This window comes from Kitasatospora sp. NPDC002965, assembly GCF_040611255.1.
Classification (GTDB): domain Bacteria; phylum Actinomycetota; class Actinomycetes; order Streptomycetales; family Streptomycetaceae; genus Kitasatospora.
Genome location: NZ_JBEXNT010000007.1, coordinates 13,173 through 29,253, shown reverse-complemented (window position 1 = coordinate 29,253; position 16,081 = coordinate 13,173). Strand labels below are relative to the sequence as shown.

General features: G+C 73.0%; 15 protein-coding genes. 4 read left to right on the top strand and 11 right to left on the bottom strand.

The window, feature by feature from the left end; all coding sequences use genetic code 11:
* Positions 1-70: 70 nt before the first annotated feature.
* From ABZY91_RS05020 to zapE, 4 genes are all read right to left on the bottom strand, one after another.
* A complete protein-coding gene (locus ABZY91_RS05020; protein WP_329948625.1) occupies positions 71-1,045 on the bottom strand; it encodes a TerC family protein in 975 nt (324 codons plus the stop codon).
* Between the two features lie 284 nt (positions 1,046-1,329).
* Positions 1,330-1,911, bottom strand: coding sequence for a TerD family protein (locus ABZY91_RS05015; protein WP_329876396.1), 582 nt, complete (start codon positions 1,909-1,911; stop codon positions 1,330-1,332).
* Between the two features lie 260 nt (positions 1,912-2,171).
* Positions 2,172-4,268 carry an excinuclease ABC subunit UvrB gene (gene uvrB, locus ABZY91_RS05010; protein WP_355399808.1) on the bottom strand — a complete coding sequence of 699 codons (2,097 nt, stop codon included), beginning with the start codon at positions 4,266-4,268 and terminating at the stop codon, positions 2,172-2,174.
* 115 nt (positions 4,269-4,383) lie between these two features.
* The gene (zapE, locus tag ABZY91_RS05005) at positions 4,384-5,451 is read right to left on the bottom strand and encodes a cell division protein ZapE (RefSeq protein ID WP_329876452.1); all 1,068 of its coding nucleotides are present in this window, start codon (positions 5,449-5,451) and stop codon (positions 4,384-4,386) included.
* A 105-nt stretch (positions 5,452-5,556) separates the two neighbouring features.
* Between zapE and ABZY91_RS05000 the strand changes: the two genes are divergently transcribed.
* The 4 genes from ABZY91_RS05000 (at position 5,557) to msrB (ending at position 8,938) form a co-directional block, all read left to right on the top strand.
* Positions 5,557-6,324 (top strand): pyrimidine reductase family protein, encoded by a 768-nt coding sequence (locus ABZY91_RS05000; protein ID WP_355399806.1) that lies wholly within the window; start codon positions 5,557-5,559, stop codon positions 6,322-6,324.
* Positions 6,325-6,468: 144 nt separating this feature from the next.
* Positions 6,469-6,930, top strand: a complete 462-nt coding sequence (locus ABZY91_RS04995) for an indole-3-glycerol phosphate synthase (RefSeq protein ID WP_329876402.1) — start codon at positions 6,469-6,471, stop codon at positions 6,928-6,930.
* Positions 6,931-7,129: 199 nt separating this feature from the next.
* The gene (murC, locus tag ABZY91_RS04990; RefSeq protein WP_355399929.1) at positions 7,130-8,512 is read left to right on the top strand and encodes a UDP-N-acetylmuramate--L-alanine ligase; all 1,383 of its coding nucleotides are present in this window, start codon (positions 7,130-7,132) and stop codon (positions 8,510-8,512) included.
* A 21-nt stretch (positions 8,513-8,533) separates the two neighbouring features.
* Positions 8,534-8,938 carry a peptide-methionine (R)-S-oxide reductase MsrB gene (gene msrB / locus ABZY91_RS04985; RefSeq protein ID WP_329876404.1) on the top strand — a complete coding sequence of 135 codons (405 nt, stop codon included), beginning with the start codon at positions 8,534-8,536 and terminating at the stop codon, positions 8,936-8,938.
* A 79-nt stretch (positions 8,939-9,017) separates the two neighbouring features.
* Here msrB and ABZY91_RS04980 read toward each other — a convergent pair whose 3' ends face one another.
* From ABZY91_RS04980 to ABZY91_RS04950, 7 genes are all read right to left on the bottom strand, one after another.
* Positions 9,018-10,259, bottom strand: coding sequence for a cytochrome P450 (locus ABZY91_RS04980; RefSeq protein ID WP_355399804.1), 1,242 nt, complete (start codon positions 10,257-10,259; stop codon positions 9,018-9,020).
* Complete coding sequence (locus ABZY91_RS04975; RefSeq protein ID WP_355399927.1) at positions 10,256-10,906, bottom strand: ATP/GTP-binding protein; 651 nt, start codon at positions 10,904-10,906, stop codon at positions 10,256-10,258. The genes ABZY91_RS04980 and ABZY91_RS04975 overlap by 4 nt, the downstream gene beginning before the upstream one ends.
* A 61-nt stretch (positions 10,907-10,967) precedes the next feature.
* Positions 10,968-11,330 carry a DUF742 domain-containing protein gene (locus tag ABZY91_RS04970; protein ID WP_329876408.1) on the bottom strand — a complete coding sequence of 121 codons (363 nt, stop codon included), beginning with the start codon at positions 11,328-11,330 and terminating at the stop codon, positions 10,968-10,970.
* A complete protein-coding gene (locus ABZY91_RS04965; RefSeq protein ID WP_329876458.1) occupies positions 11,327-11,722 on the bottom strand; it encodes a roadblock/LC7 domain-containing protein in 396 nt (131 codons plus the stop codon). Before ABZY91_RS04965 ends, ABZY91_RS04970 begins: the two co-directional genes overlap by 4 nt.
* A gap of 111 nt (positions 11,723-11,833) precedes the next feature.
* Positions 11,834-13,801: an ATP-binding protein gene (locus ABZY91_RS04960; RefSeq protein WP_355399803.1), complete on the bottom strand. Its 1,968-nt coding sequence runs from the start codon at positions 13,799-13,801 to the stop codon at positions 11,834-11,836.
* 60 nt (positions 13,802-13,861) lie between these two features.
* Positions 13,862-14,893, bottom strand: a complete 1,032-nt coding sequence (locus ABZY91_RS04955; protein WP_329948621.1) for an MBL fold metallo-hydrolase — start codon at positions 14,891-14,893, stop codon at positions 13,862-13,864.
* Between the two features lie 174 nt (positions 14,894-15,067).
* Positions 15,068-15,814 (bottom strand): hypothetical protein, encoded by a 747-nt coding sequence (locus tag ABZY91_RS04950; protein WP_329876414.1) that lies wholly within the window; start codon positions 15,812-15,814, stop codon positions 15,068-15,070.
* Positions 15,815-16,081 lie beyond the last annotated feature (267 nt).

The following is a 16,081-nucleotide window of genomic DNA, read 5'->3' as shown; positions in this document are numbered from 1 at the left end:
GGGCTGACACGACGACGGCGGGCCCGCGACCACTGCTCGGTCGCGGGCCCGCCGGGCCGGGGGGCGGGGCTCAGGCGTCGATCTTCTCCGCCTCGGCCCGCTCGGCCTTCTTCGAGGCCATCAGGCTGGTCACGGTGGTGACGGCGAGCACCACCACGATGAAGCCCAGCGAGAGCGGAATGCCGATCTCCGGCACGTTCGCGCCCTGCTCGTGCGCCGCGTGCAGCACCAGCTTCACGCCGATGAAGCCGAGGATCACCGACAGGCCGTACGAGAGGTGGACCAGCTTCTTCAGCAGGCCGCCGATCAGGAAGTACAGCTGCCGCAGACCCATCAGGGCGAAGGCGTTGGCGGTGAAGACGATGTACGGGTCCTGGGTCAGACCGAAGATCGCCGGGATCGAGTCCAGCGCGAACAGGACGTCGGTGGTGCCGATCGCCAGCATGACGATCAGCATCGGGGTCATCAGCCGGCGGCCGTTCTCCCGGATGAAGAGCTTGGTGCCGTGGTACTTGTCGGTCGACGGGAAGCGCTGCTCGATCGACTTGAGCAGGCGGTTCTCCTCGAACTCCTCGTCCTCCTCGTCGGACCGGGCCTCCTTGATCAGCTTCCACGCCGTCCAGATCAGGAAGGCGCCGAAGATGAAGAACACCCAGGAGAACTGCGCGACCAGGGCCGCGCCGCCGGCGATGAAGACCGCCCGGAGCACCAGCGCGATGATCACACCGAACATCAGCACGCGCTGCTGGTAGATCCGGGGCACCGCGAACTTGCCCATGATCAGGATGAACACGAACAGGTTGTCGACACTGAGCGACTTCTCGGTGATGTACCCGGCGAAGAACTCACCGGCCGGCTGGGCGCCGGAGTGCCACCAGAGGAATCCACCGAAGAGTGCCGCGAGCACGACCCAGACCGTGGTCCAGATGCCGGCTTCCTTGATCGACACCTCGTGCGGCTTGCGACCGCCGATGAAGAAGTCGGCCACGATCAGTGCCAGAAGCACCACGATCGTGCCGACCCACAAACTTACGGAAACGTCCACTACTGCTCCTCCGGCAGGTAGGCGAGACAGTCATCGTCACTGCCGGAGGTCTCTTCCGCCCGTCGGACGCGCTGCTGCGCGCCCGCGGACCAGCGCCCCGGGACGCCGCTGGGGACGCCCGTGATGACGGGGCAACTGCGGGGGAATACTCCCCTCCGCTGCCAACCAGGGTAACAGCAGCCCCAAGGAAAGGTAAAGAAGGTAAAGGACCCCCGGGACCGGGCCGCTCCCGGGCCGCTCCGGGCCCACGCCCGAGCCGCTCCGGGCCCGCTCGGGGCCCGCCGCTACAGGTACGGCTCGATGGCCGGAAGCAGGTCCTGGAAGGTCCGGCCGCGGGCCGGAGCGCCGATCGCCTGCATCCCCCAGCCGCCGTCCTCCTCGCGGAACACCTTCGCCATGACCTGCCCGGTGTGCGGACCGCCGCCGGTCAGCTCGTACCGGGCGAGCTCCAGCCCGGTCGACTCGTCCACCAGCCGGCAGTGCGCGTTCTGGACCTCGGCGAAGGTCTGCCCGGTGTACGAGCTCACCGTGAACACCACCTGGGTGATGTGCGGCGGCACGTGCGCCAGGTCGACCAGGATCGCCTCGTCGTCCTCCCCCGCACCGGCTCCGCCGACCAGGTTGTCCCCGGTGTGCCTGACCGAGCCGTCGGCGCTCTCCAGGTGCTGGAAGAACACCACGTCCGACGGGGTCCGCTCGGCGTACAGCAGGGCCGAGGCGTCCAGGTCGATCTGCCTGGTCCGGCTGCCGAAGAGCCCGCGCCGGGGCGCCGCCTTCCAACCGAGGCCCATCCGGACGACGGTCAGCGTCTCGCCCGAACCCTTCTGGAGGCTGACCCGCTGCCCCTTGGCAAGTGTCACCGACACGGCGATGTGTCCTCTCTGCCCAGCCCCGCGGTCGATCCCCGCGCAGGCTCCACGGTGGAACACCCCGTTGCCGTCCCCCGGCTGAGGCCCCCTGTTTCGGCCGCCCCCTCGCGTGGCGGCACCGCAGGCCAGCCTAGGCCCTGCGGCAGAACGCTTCGATCGCCGTGTACCCCTTCGTGGCGGGGCTAGACACCGCCGGGCACGACCGGGAACGGAACCGGCCACGCCCGGCGGGGCGTCGAGGAGCCTGCGCGGGGCCGCTACGCGATGCCGGCCTCCCGCATCTGCCGCAGCTCCTTCTTCAGTTCCTTCACCTCGTCGCGCAGCCGGGCCGCGACCTCGAACTGGAGGTCCGTCGCGGCGGCGTGCATCCGCTCGGTCATCGACTGGATCAGGTCGGCCAGCTCGGCCGCCGGCAAGGACTTGGCCGGCTTGCGGGTGGCGCCCAGCGCCGGCACCGGGGCCTTGGCGCCCTTGGCGCCGGTACCGCGGTAGCCGGTCGAGAGCAGCTGGTCGGTGTCGACCTCCTCACGGGTGAGGGTGTCCAGGATGTCGCCGATCTTCTTCCGCAGCGGCTGCGGGTCGATCCCGTGCTTCTTGTTGTACGCCTGCTGGACCTCGCGGCGGCGGTTGGTCTCGTCGATGGCCTTCTCCATCGCCGGGGTGATCCGGTCCGCGTACATGTGGACCTGGCCGGAGACGTTACGGGCGGCGCGGCCGATGGTCTGGATCAGCGAGGTGCCGGACCGCAGGAAGCCCTCCTTGTCGGCGTCCAGGATCGCCACCAGGGAGACCTCGGGGAGGTCAAGGCCCTCACGGAGCAGGTTGATGCCGACCAGCACGTCGTACTCGCCGGCCCGCAGCTCGCGCAGCAGCTCGACCCGGCGCAGCGTGTCGATGTCGCTGTGCAGGTACCGGACCCGGATGTCCAGGCCGAGCATGTAGTCGGTGAGGTCCTCGGACATCTTCTTGGTGAGGGTGGTGACCAGGACGCGCTCGTCCTTCTCCACCCGCTTGCGGACCTCGTGCACCAGGTCGTCGATCTGGCCCTCGGTGGGCTTGACGATCACCTCGGGGTCGATCAGGCCGGTCGGGCGGATGATCTGCTCGACCTGGCCGTCACCGCGGGACAGCTCGTACTGGCCGGGGGTCGCCGAGAGGTAGACGGTCTGGCCGATCCTCTTCTGGAACTCCTCCCACTTCAGCGGGCGGTTGTCCATCGCCGACGGGAGCCGGAACCCGTGCTCGACCAGCGTGCGCTTGCGCGAGGCGTCGCCCTCGTACATCGCGCCGATCTGCGGGACGGTGACGTGCGACTCGTCGATGACCAGGAGGAAGTCCTCCGGGAAGTAGTCGAGCAGGGTGTTCGGCGGGGAGCCGGGCTCACGGCCGTCGAAGTGCATCGAGTAGTTCTCGACGCCGGAGCAGGTGCCGATCTGGCGGAGCATCTCCAGGTCGTACGTGGTGCGCATCCGCAGCCGCTGGGCCTCCAGCAGCTTGCCCTGCTTCTCCATCCGCGCGAGGGCCCCCTCCAGCTCCTTCTCGATGTCGCCGACCGCGCGCTCCATCCGCTCCGGGCCGGCGACGTAGTGCGAGGCCGGGAAGACGTGGACGGAGTCGTCCTGGCTGATGATCTCGCCGGTGAGCGGGTGCAGGGTGTACAGCGCCTCGATCTCGTCGCCGAACATCTCGATCCGGAGGGCGAGCTCCTCGTAGACCGGGAAGATCTCGATGGTGTCGCCGCGGACCCGGAAGGTGCCGCGGGTGAAGGCGAGGTCGTTGCGGGTGTACTGGATGTCGACGAAGCGGCGGAGCAGGACGTCGCGGTCGATCTCCTCGCCGACCTTGAGCCTCACCATCCGGTCCACGTACTCCTGCGGGGTGCCGAGGCCGTAGATGCAGGAGACCGAGGCGACCACGACGACGTCCCGGCGGGTGAGCAGCGAGTTGGTGGCGGAGTGGCGCAGCCGCTCGACCTCCTCGTTGATCGAGGAGTCCTTCTCGATGTAGGTGTCCGTCTGCGGGACGTACGCCTCGGGCTGGTAGTAGTCGTAGTACGAGACGAAGTACTCGACCGCGTTGTTCGGCAGCAGCTCGCGGAACTCGTTCGCGAGCTGGGCGGCCAGGGTCTTGTTCGGCGCCATCACCAGGGTGGGACGCTGGAGCTTCTCGATCATCCAGGCCGTGGTGGCCGACTTGCCGGTACCGGTGGCGCCGAGCAGGACGACGTCCTTCTCCCCGGCCCGGACCCGGCGCTCCAGCTCGGCGATGGCCGCGGGCTGGTCGCCGTTGGGCTGGTAGGGACTGACGACCTCGAAGGGCGTCTCTGACCGCTCAATACTCGTGATGGGTCGCACGTGTCCACCGTACGACCCGCCACCGACATTGCGGCCCCGGCGGGGAAACCCGCGGGGAGGCCGGGGAGACCGGGAAGGCCCGGGCAGGGCCCGGAGCCCGTCCGTCGGACGAGCCCTAGCGGGCGCTGTCGCGGGCGAGCGCGACCAGGCGGGAGACGGCCCGCAGGTACTTCTTGCGGTAGCCGCCGCGCAGCATCTCCTCCGGGAACACCCGGTCGAAGGGGATCCCGGAGGCCGTGACCGGCAGCTCGCGGTCGTACATCCGGTCGGCGAGGACGACCAGGCGCAGCGCGGTGGACTGGTCGTCGACCTGTCGCACGCCGCGCAGGCAGACCGCCGTCACGTCGTCCAGCAGGGCGCCGTAGCGGCTGGGGTGGACGGCCGAGAGGTGGCCGAGCAGGGCGTCGAAGTCGTCCAGCGAGGCGCCCGGGGTGCGGGCCGCGGCGGCGTCCACCTGGGCGTCGGAGTACGGCGGCGGGGCGTCCGGCAGGCCGCGGTGGCGGTAGTCCTGGCCGTCGATCCGCATCGGGCGGAAGTGCGCGGACAGGCCCTGGATCTCGCGGAGGAAGTCGGCGGCGGCGAACCGGCCCTCGCCGAGCTTCTCGGGCAGGGTGTTGGAGGTGGCGCAGAGCTTGACGCCGTTGTCGACCAGCCGGCCGAGCAGGGTGGAGACCAGCACGGTGTCGCCGGGGTCGTCCAGTTCGAACTCGTCGATGCAGAGCAGCGTGTGGCCGGAGAGGGTGGTCACGGCCTGCTGGAAGCCGAGCGCGCCGACCAGGTTGGTCAGCTCGACGAAGGTGCCGAAGGCCTTGGGGCCCGGCGCGGCGTGCCAGAGCGAGGCGAGCAGGTGGGTCTTGCCGACGCCGTAGCCGCCGTCCAGGTAGACGCCGGCCGGACCGGTGGGCACGGGGGCACTGCGGCGGAACCAGCTGCGCTTCGGGGCGGAGCCCTTCCCGGCGGCGAGCGTGCCGGCGAACTGCTCCAGGACCTGGACGGCCTCGTACTGGCTGGGCTGCGTCGGGTCGGGGAGGTACGTCCCGAAGCTCACGTCGGAGAAACGCGGCGGTGGCACCATCTCGGCGACCAGCCGCTCGGCGGGGACGACGGGGCGCCGGTCGGTGAGCGCGACCGGTCCGGCGGGGCCGGTGGTGGCTATCAGCTCGGGGTCGATCACGGCGTCGATCACGGAGTCGGGGTGTGAGGCTGCTGGCACGGTAGTACAGGGTACGCCCGACCGCACACGCGGCGGGCCCCGGCCGCCGGCGCGCGCCGGTGGAAGACTGGCGGCATGCATCAGTTGATCAGCCCGCCGGGCGGGCAGTTCGCCGATCCGGCCTCGCTGGAGTCGCTCGCCGCCGTCTACGCGTACCCCGACCAGGTGAATCACGGCCGTCCGTGGCTGCGCGCCAACATGGTGGCCGGCCTGGACGGCGGGGCCCGGCTGGACGGGCTCTCCGAGGGACTCTCGGGTTCGGCGGACAAGCGGATCTTCGGTGTGCTGCGGGCGCTGTCGGACGTGGTGCTGGTGGGCGCCGAGACGGTCCGTGCCGAGGGGTACCGGCCGGCCCGCGCCCGGGCCGAGTTCGCCGGGGCGCGGCAGGCGGCCGGGCAGGCCCCGGCGCCGGCGATCGCGGTCGTCACCCGCTCGCTGGGCCTGGACCTGGCGGCGCCGCTGTTCACCGAGCCGCTGGTGCGGACGGTGGTGATCACCACCGAGGACGCGCCCGGGGAGAGCCGCGCGGCGGTGGCCGAGGTGGCGGACGTGATCGTCGCGGGCCGGGGCTCGGTGGACCTGCGGGCGGCGGTCGCGGCCCTGGCCGACCGGGGCTGGACGCGGATGCTGACCGAGGGCGGACCGCGGCTGCTGGGACAGCTGGCCGCCGCCGGCCTGCTCGACGAGCTGTGCCTGTCGCTGGCACCGCTGATCACGGCCGGCGACGCGCCGCGGATCATCCACGATGCGGAAATGCCGGACGTGCAGCGGATGCGACTGGTCTCATTGATCGAGCAGAAAGGATTCCTCTTCACCCGTTACCTGCGTCCGCCGACCCCGTGACCCCCGGAAAGTGATCCCGCTCCCACTTGGGACGTTCCCTCCGCGTGGCCCGTCTGTCGGGTGAGCAAGGTGCGGAAAGCTTCCGCCGGGGCAGTATGGGATCCGATGCCGGAGCCCGGGGGCCGGCGACTGGAAGGGACTCACGTGTTCAAGACGGTACTGATGATCGAAAAGGCACTCTCCGACGCCGACGTGGAGCTGGTCACCACGCTCCACAGCGACGAGACGGTGTCCTTCGTCGTCCTGATGCAACCGCGCGGCAAGCAGGACGAGCTGCTGCGGGCGCTGGACGACGTCGCCCTCGGCCACCTCGACAAGGTGGTCCACGAGCACGACGAGTCCGAGAGCGAGCCGACGGTGGCCACCGAGTCGCTGGAGCACAGCCTGCGCCACCTGCGGCAGGCCGGCGCCGAGGCGGTCGGCGAGCTGGTCGAGGAGAAGCCCCTCGACCGGCTCCGCACCGTGGTCGAGGAGCACCGGGCCGACGAGGTGGTGGTGCTCACCTCGCCGCACTTCGTGGAGGAGTTCTTCCACCGCGACTGGGCCTCCCAGGCCCGGCACAAGGTGGGCGTTCCGGTGCTGCGGCTGTTCGCCAGCGACTCCTGACGCCCTCCTCGCCCGCTCTCGGGCACAGGGGGCCGGGGCCTCCGGTGGTGCAGAATCGTCCTTGCGGTCCGGTCCGCGAGGACGATTCGCCCTTGCCGCCCGCCCTCCACCACACCCGTCCCTCCCTCCGCGCCCGCCGTCGGGCAGGAGGGGCCCACAGCCCGTACGGAGTCCCGTTTTGAACGACGCCGCGCACGACCTGCACGCCCCGCACTTCATCGGTATCGGCGGCGCCGGGATGTCCGGCCTGGCGAAGATCCTCGCGGTGCGCGGTGCCAGCGTCTCCGGCAGCGACTCCAAGGAGTCCGAGACCGTCCTCGCCCTGCGCGCCCTGGGTGCCAGCGTGCACATCGGCCACGCCGCCGAGCACGTCCCGGACGGTGCCAGCAGCATCGTGGTCTCCAGCGCGATCCGCGCCGACAACCCGGAGCTGGCCGCCGCCCGCGAGCGCGGGATCCCGGTGGTGCACCGCTCGGACGCGCTGGCCGCGCTGATGGGCGGCCGCCGGGCGCTGGCCGTCGCCGGCACCCACGGCAAGACCACCACCACCAGCATGCTCGCCGTCGCGCTCGGTGAGCTGGGCCTCGACCCGTCCTACGCGATCGGCGGGGACCTCGACGCGCCCGGCTCCAACGCCCGGCACGGCGACGGCGAGATCTTCGTCGCCGAGGCCGACGAGAGCGACCGCAGCTTCCACAAGTACGCGCCCGAGGTGGCGATCGTGCTCAACGTGGAGCTGGACCACCACGCCAACTACGCCTCGATCGACGAGATCTACGAGTCCTTCGAGACCTTCGTCGGCCGGATCTCCCCCGGCGGCACCCTGGTCGTCTCCGCCGACCACGACGGCGCCCGCGAGCTGACCGCCCGGGTGGCCGGCCGCGAGGGCCTGCGGGTGGTCACCGTCGGCGCCGCCGAGGACGCCGACCTCCGTGTCCTGTCGGTGGTCGCGCACGGCATGACCAGCGAGGTCACCGTCCTGCTCGACGGCGCCGAGCTCACCTTCACCGTCTCGGTGCCCGGCCGGCACTACGCCCACAACGCGGTCGCCGCGCTGGCCGCCGGCGTCGCGCTCGGCGTCCCGGCCGCCGACCTGGCCAAGGCCATCGCCGCCTACACCGGCGTGCGCCGCCGCCTCCAGCTCAAGGGCGAGGCGGGCGGCGTCCAGGTGATCGACTCCTACGCGCACCACCCGACCGAGATGACCGCCGACCTGGAGGCGATCCGGGAGGCCACCGACGGCCGCGTCCTGGTGGTCTTCCAACCGCACCTGTTCAGCCGCACCCAGCAGCTCGCCGAGGAGATGGGCGCCGCCCTGGCCCTGGCCGACTCCTCCGTCGTGCTCGACATCTACCCGGCCCGCGAGGACCCGATCCCGGGCGTCACCAGCGAGCTGATCATCGACGCGGCCCGGACCGCGGGCGCCGAGGTCACCGCCGAGCACGACTTCGCCGCCGCCCCCGCCCTGCTGGCCGGCCTGGCCCGCCCGGGCGACCTGCTGCTCACCATGGGTGCGGGCGACGTCACCAACCTGGGCCCGGAAATCCTGAAGCACCTCGCGAACGTTGCCACCAACGTCTGAGTCCCCCGACCTGGAGCCGTCATGAGCTACGAGATCGAGAAGACCGACGCCGAGTGGCGCGCCGAGCTCTCGCCGGAGGAGTACCACGTCCTCCGGGAGGCCGGCACCGAGCGCCCGTTCACCGGCGAGTACACCGACACCAAGACGGTCGGCGTCTACGGCTGCCGGGCCTGCGGCGCCGAGCTGTTCAGCTCGGAGACCAAGTTCGACAGCCACTGCGGCTGGCCGTCCTACTACGCGCCGCTCGCCGGTGACCGCGTCCAGTACATCGAGGACAGCACGCTCGGCATGCGCCGGGTCGAGGTCCGCTGCGCCCGCTGCGGCGGACACCTCGGACACGTCTTCGAGGGCGAGGGCTACGGCACGCCGACCGACCAGCGGTACTGCATCAACAGCGTCTCGCTCACGCTGAAGCCGGCGGAGTAGCCGGACCGGCGGCCGTTTCGGCGGCCGTCGGACAGCGGGCGGCGGGCCCGGGAACCGAACCGGTTCCCGGGCCCGCGCGCTATCCGGCGACCGGGGCGAAGCGGACCGGGAGCTCCACCAGGGCCCGGTGGAACGGGCCCGGGCGCCAGCGGAGACCGGCGGCGGGGGTGGCGAGCTCCAGCTCGCTGAGGCGGCTGGTGAGCTGCTCGATCGCGGTGATGGCGATCAGCAGCGCCGGGTCCCGGGCCGGGCAGGCGTGCGGACCGGCCGCCCACGCCAGGTGCGCGGACTCGCCGCTGCCCAGCTCGCCGCCGCCGGTGGGCGGGGCGGCCTGGGAGTTGGCGGCCGCGTAGGAGACCAGGACGAGGGAGCCGGCCGCGATCTCCCGGCCGTGGAAGGTCACGTCGTAGCGCGGGTAGTGCGCGGAGAGGTTGGCCAGCGGCGGCTCGTGCCAGAGCACCTCGTCGATCGCCTGGAACGCCGTCATCGCGCCGCCGAACAGCGAACCGGCGTAGCGGGCGTCGGTGAGGAGGCGGAGCAGCGCGTTGCCGATCAGATTGGTGGTCGGCTCGTTGCCGGCGATCATGGTCAGCGTGATCTGCCGGACCACCTCCTCGTTGTCCAGCCCCGCCGGGTGGGTGAGGAACCACGAGGTCAGGTCGTGCCGGGGCCGTTCGCGCCGCTCGGCGACCATCGCGGTGACCACCGCGACGACGTCGCCGTACGCGGCCACCGCCTTCTCGGTCGACTCGATCATGCCGACGATCCCGGCCACCAGACGGTCGGCGTGCTCCTCCGGCACCCCGAACCAGGTGGTGACGGCGTGGACCGGCAGGCGGCGCGCGTAGTCGGCGATCAGATCGGCGGAACCGGTGGCCTCGAAGGTGCCGATCAGCCGGTGGGCGACCTCGGCCACCCGGCGCTGGAGCAGGTGCGGTTCCAGCAGGGCCAGGCCGTCGGTGATCACCTGGCGGTAGCGGGCGTGGGTCGCGCCGTCGCTGAAGAGGGCGGTCGGGCGGTAGCCGAGCACCGGCAGCAGCGGGGAGTCCGGCGGGACGGTCCGCTGCCAGGCCCGGGAGTCCTTGGAGAAGGTGTCGGAGTCGCGCAGCAGGTCGAGGGCTGCCTGGTAGTCGGTGACCAGCAGGGCCTCGACGCCGGGCGCGATCTCCACCGGGGCGACCGGGCCGTGGCGGCGCAGCTGCTCGTAGACGGCCTGCGGGTCGGCGGCGAAGGCCGGACCGTGGAGGGGGACCGCCCGGGGGGCCGGGTCGCCGGGTACGGCGTCGGTCGGGCCGGCGGGTACGTCGTCGGGGCTGGTCACGGCTGCTCCGGGGCGGGATCGGGCACGGCGGGATCGGAACCGGCGGGGTCGGGACCGGCGGGGTCGGACGCGTCAGGATCGGTACCGGCCGGGTCGGAACCGGCGGGGTCGGTACCGGCAGGCAGGCCGTGCAGGACGTGTTCGGTGAGCGCGATCAGGGCGTCCAGACCGGAGTCGCGCTCGCGGGCGTCACAGAGCACCAACGGGGTGCTCGCGTGCAGGTCCAGGTGGGCCCGGAGCACGTCGGGCGGGTGGACGGGCGCGTCGGGGAAGCAGTTGACGGCGACCGCGTACGGCAGGCCCTGCTCCTCGACCATGTCCATGATCTCGAAGGAGTCGGCCAGCCGGCGGGTGTCGGCCAGCACCAGGGCGCCCACCGCGCCGCGGGCGATGTCCTGCCAGAGCGGGAAGAACCGGCGCTGGCCCGGGGTGCCGAACATGTACAGCACCACCTGGCCGGGCAGGGTGAGCCGGCCGAAGTCGACCGCGACGGTGGTGGTGGACTTGCCGGTCAGGCCGGCCACGTCGTCCACCGGGGCTCCGGTCTCGGTCATCGCCTCCTCGGTGTGCAGGGTCGGGATCTCCGAGAGCGTGCGGATCAGCGTCGTCTTGCCGACCCCGAACGGGCCGGCCACCACCAGCTTCATCAGCGTCTGGTCCCGGTCGGGCAGGTAGCCCACCCGGTCCGGCCCGCCCGGCGCGGCCGGGCTACCGGAGAGTGCGGAGTCCAACGAGGAGCCTCTCGACGATGGAGCGGTCGGTCTGCTGGGCGCGGGGGATCGGCGCGCGGGCGCGCAGGCAGCCCGCCTCGACCAGGTCGGCCGCGAGGAAGACGGTGGCGCTGACCGGGAGCCGCAGATGGGCCGCGGCCTCCACGACGGTGAGCGCGCCGGGGCGGAGCAGGTCCCAGAGCCGACCGTGCTCGGCCCCCAACTCCGCCAGCTCCGGCGGGGGTTCGGTGCCGGAGGCACTCAGGACGGTGAGCCGGTCGAAACCGGCCGTGCCGGGCCGGGACCGGCCGCCGGTGGCCAGGTAGGCGGGGACCATCCGCCTGCGGGGGACGGCGGTCATGACCGGGCGGGCGCGTCCTGCCGCCTGGCCGGGCTCGCCAGCGCGCGGCCCAGGGCGGCGACCTGCACCTGCATCTGGTAGGCCACGTTGCCGAGCTGGGCCTCGGGCGTGGTGAAGACCGCGAGCGAGGTGTTCTCCCCGGCCGGGACGACGACGGCGAAGCCCAGTTCGGACTCGACCACGGTCTGGGCCAGCCGGGGCTGCTCGACGTCGGTGAAGGCGGTGGTGAACGCGCGGGCGGCGGCGTGCACGGTGGCGGTCATCGCGGCGACCCGCTCGGCGGAGGCGCGGCCGAGGCCCGCCGACGCGGCCTCGACGAGGCCGTCACCGGTGGCGACGACCGCGTGCAGGACGCCCGGCAGCTCCAGCAGCGGGGTCAGCACCCACGAGATCTCGTCGGTGCCGGCCGCGGCCGCACCGGCGGCGGCGCCTGCGGTGGTGGTCCCTGCGGCGGTGGGGCTGGGCGTGCTGCTCACGGCTCGACTCCTTCGGGGGCTGGGGATCTAGCGGCCGGACGCGCCCGCGGGTCCGGCGCCGGTGTGGTCGGCGTCGGGGCGGGGCGGGGCCGCCCGGTCGGCGCCGGCGGGGCCGGTCGCCGCGGGGGACGGACGGTGGTCGGTGGTGGCGGCGCCGGTGGCGGCGGGCTCGTCGGCGACGGTGGCCGCGGCAGTACCGCCGTCACCGCCGCCCGGGTCACCGCCGTCACCCTCGGCCCGGGCGTCGGCGGCCGTCACGGCGGCGAGGGCCACGGCGGCCCGGCCGGAGCCGGTGCCGTGCTGGAGGGCCTGCCAGCGCTCGGCGGCCTGTTCGGGCGTGCGGGCCGGCGGACCGGCCGGCTGCCGCTCCCCCGCAGCCGTCGGCTCCCCGGGCTCGCCCGGTGCCGCCGGCTGCGGCCTCGCGGCCAGCGGCTGGCGCCGGCGACGGCTGGGCAGCCCGCTGCCGTCGTCCGCGACGAGGTGCACCGCGGGCACGACGTGGATGGCCGGCGGCGCGTGCCGCTCCGAAGCGTCCGGCGCATCGGCGCCGGACGCACCGGACCCGCCTGCCGCACCGGAGCGGTCCTCGGACCGGCGGGCGTACGGCGTCGGGACCGCCTGCACGGTGGGCGCCGGGGCGGGCCCGGCCCCGGCCCGCAGCGGCAGCGGGGTGAGCACCGAGAGCTGCTGCCCCTCGTCCATGACGGTCAGCAGTCCGGCCGGGACCCGCACGATGGTCCGCATGCCGCCGTACGGGGAGGGCTCGATGTGGCAGGAGAAGCCGTACTGGCGGGCCAGCTTGCCGACCACGGCGAAGCCGGTCTTCGGCGGGTTGCCCAGCTCGGTGAGCAGGACCTCGGGGGGGCCTGACAGCAGCCGGCGGGCCCGGCTCAGCTGGTCCTCCTCCATCCCGATGCCGCTGTCGTCGACGATCACCAGCGCGCCCCGGCCGCCCTGCTGGACGGTCACCGGGACGTCCGTCTCCGGGTGCGAGTACGCGGTGGCGTTGGCGAGGAGCTCGGCGACGGCGATGGCCAGCGGCTCGGCGGCCCGGGCGACCACCGCCAGCCGGCTCTCCCGCAGGTGGTTGGCGACCTTGATCCGGGCGTAACCGGGCACCCGGGAGAGCGCGCCGACCACCACCTCGGCGAGCGGCGAGTCGGTGCGGGCCAGGCCGGGCCAGGCCTCGCAGAGCACGGCGACGGTCTGGATGCGGCGCAGCGCGACCTCGTTGCGGAAGTCGACCTCCAGCAGCCGGGGGTCGTCGTTGTCGTGCTGGAGCTGCTGGACCAGGCTCTGGATCTGGTAGAGCAGGGTCTGGATCTTGGAGGTGGCCCCGCGCATCGCGGAGCGGGCGGCGGCGTCGACCCGTTCGCGCTCGTCGGTCACGGCGGCGGCCGCGGCGTCGAGGACGGCCTGGAGCGTCTGGACGGCCTCCGGGCCGACGGCGGCCGGGTCGAGCGGTCCGGCGACCGGCGCGTTGGGGTGGCTGAGCCGGAGGGCGGCGGCGGCCACGCGTTCGGTGGCGAGGTGGCCGATCTCGGCCAGCAGGGCCTCGGCCTGCCGCACGGCGGCGGCGGCGCGCTCCTCGGCGGTCTCGGCGGCGAGCCGGGCCTCCGACGCCGTGCGGCCGGCGACGGTCGCGGCCTGCTCGGCCCCGGCTGTCGCGCGTTCGGCCTCGACGGCCCGGCGGACGGCCTCCGCGGTGCCGCGCTCCGCCTCGTGCGCCCGGTCCTCGGCGGCCAGTGCGCGGTCCGCCGCCTGCCGGGCCTCGTCGGCCGAGCGCCGGGCCTCGGCCCGGGCCTCGCGGGCCCGCTCCTCGCCGAGGAGGGCCCGGTTCTCGGCGGCGCGGGCGGCTTCCTCGGTCCGGGCCGCCCCGGCCGCCGCGGTGGCGGCCCGGGCCAGCGCCCGGGAGCGGGCGCGCGCCAGGACGGCCGTCGCCGCGAGCGCGGCGACCGCGATCAGTGCCAGGGCCGGCAACACGAGCTGCGTCATCGACGTCCTCGGAGGTCCTCGGTCGGAGGGGCGGGGTCGCCCCGGGGGGTGTCCGGCGGCTCAGGCCCGGGTGGTCGTGCCGCCCGTCCCGTTCCGTGGCCGGGGCGTGCGCCGATCAGTGTCCTCGTCCAACTCCCGCGCCACCAGGGCCACCTGGCTCATCGCCTCCAGGACGTTCGGCACCTCCGTGCCGTCCAGGTGCCGGTACTCGGCGCCGATGGTGAGCACCAGCCGCTCGGGCAGGCCGAGTTCGGGGTAGCGCTGCTCGGCGATGATCCGGCGGGCCGCGTCCAGCGCGGGGATCCCGGCGGCGTGCAGGGCGTGCGCGCGCTCGCGCAGGTGGCCGAGGTAGGCGATGTGTTCCCGGACGCCGGCACGGCCGAGCACCGGTCCGTGTCCCGGGACGAAGATCTCGGCACCGGTCGCCAGGATGCGCTCGCAGGCGGCGATGATGTTCTCCAACGGCCCCGCCCAGTGCGAGGGGTGGTCGCCGGGCTGTTCGGCGCTCGATCCGAAGATCACGTCACCGGTGAACACCGCCCGCTGGTGCGGGAGGTGGACGATCAGGTCGCCACCGGTGTGCGCGGACGGGAGCCCGGTGATCTGCACGGGGTACTCCCCCACCCGCAGCTCCAGCTCGCCGTGGAAGACGGTGTCGGGCCGGACGGGCTCGGTCTGCGACCAGTCGAACTGGCCGAAGTGGCGCCGGAGGTAGCCGCCGAGCAGCGAGTCCGGGTCGCTGCTCGCGACCAGGGCGTGCTGCTGCTTGGGCGTCGGCTCGTAGTGGATGTGCTCCAGCGCCTCGCGGGTGGCGATGATCTCCGCCCCGGGGAGCACGCCGGCGCCCCAGAGGTGGTCGCCGTTGGCGTGTGTGACGATCACCCGGTCGACGGTGACGCCGTCGGCGAGCCGCTTGCGGCTCTCGGTGAGGAACTCCGCGGCGAGCGAGGGATCGTAGGGCGTGTCGATCCAGAGCGCCGTCCTCGGCGAAGCCAGCAGCCCGCAGTTGGCGAGACCCCATCCGCGCTTCGGGGGAAGCCAGACGTACAGGTCATCGGCAATCGTGCTCACGTTCGCACGGTTGATCGTCATGGGCGCGATTATGCCGATGATGTGACAGGAGTGGAGCAAGGCCTCTGCAATTCAAGACAATTCCTGTCACGGACCATCCTGTCCTGTCCCGATTCCTCCCCCCTTGTACCACGCCCGGTCCAGGCCGTTCCGTCCCGTCGGGCAGGGCCCACCGGGGGACGGTCCGTCGGCGTCTCAGACCAGGGGCAGGGGCCGGCACACCTCGACGGTCACGTCGACGGTGTCGAGGCCGATGACCCGGCCCTCGACGGCGACGAATCCTTTCTCCCCGGAACGGAAGAGCGCGGCCAGCGGGGACTGCCGGCCCGCGGCCCCCAGGGCCTCGACGGCCATCGCGGACCCGAAGGCGAAGACGCCGCAGAGCACGATGCAGGGGGCGTGCCGGGAGGTGCGGGTGACGAAGACGAAGCCGTGGTCGCGGACCAGCTCGTCGGCGGCGTTGTACTGGGCCTCGAACGCCATGCCGCCCCAGCGGGCCCGGGCCGCCCGGGGGTGTTCCAGCCGGAAGTCCGGGAAGTCGCCGGCGAGCACGCTGGCCGAGTAGGCGTTGACGCTCGGTCCACCTATCGAGAAGGTCGGCATCCGCGGGTCCTGGGCGCCGGCGGTGACCAGCTCGATGGTCGCCTTCCGGTTGATCTTCCGCAGCAGGTCGGTGAGTTCGGCGATCGCCCGGGCCTCGGCCATCGGCATGAAGAGCACGTTCTTCGGCCCCCGGCTGGTGAGCCGGCAGCCGTCCTTGGCGTAGGCGAACTCCGCCACCTCGATGCTGGGGGTGACGATCTGCACCCGCCCGTACGGCGCGAGCAGCGCGCGCAGGAAGCCGTAGCGCAGGAAGAGGCGGGTACGGGCGAGGGACCGGGCGGCGACGAAGCCGATCACGGCCGGGAAGAACCCGACCAGGATCTGCAGGAGGATCTCCATGGCACCCCTCGCGCGAACGACTCGGGCACGAACTGTCTGCGCTGAGGTGATGCCCCGTAGAACACCAGAAACTCCCGGCACTGCAGCCCACCCGGCGCCGACCACGCGAAATGCGCCCACTTCACCCGTTCGGGTGACACCCAGTCACGCCCGCCGCGGTTCCGGCCGACCGGCCCGGCCTCACCGCCGACCGACTTCGACGCCGCCCGACTTCGACGGCGGCCGGCCCGACGGACGGCGGCCGTCCGTCGGGCCGGCCGCCGACCG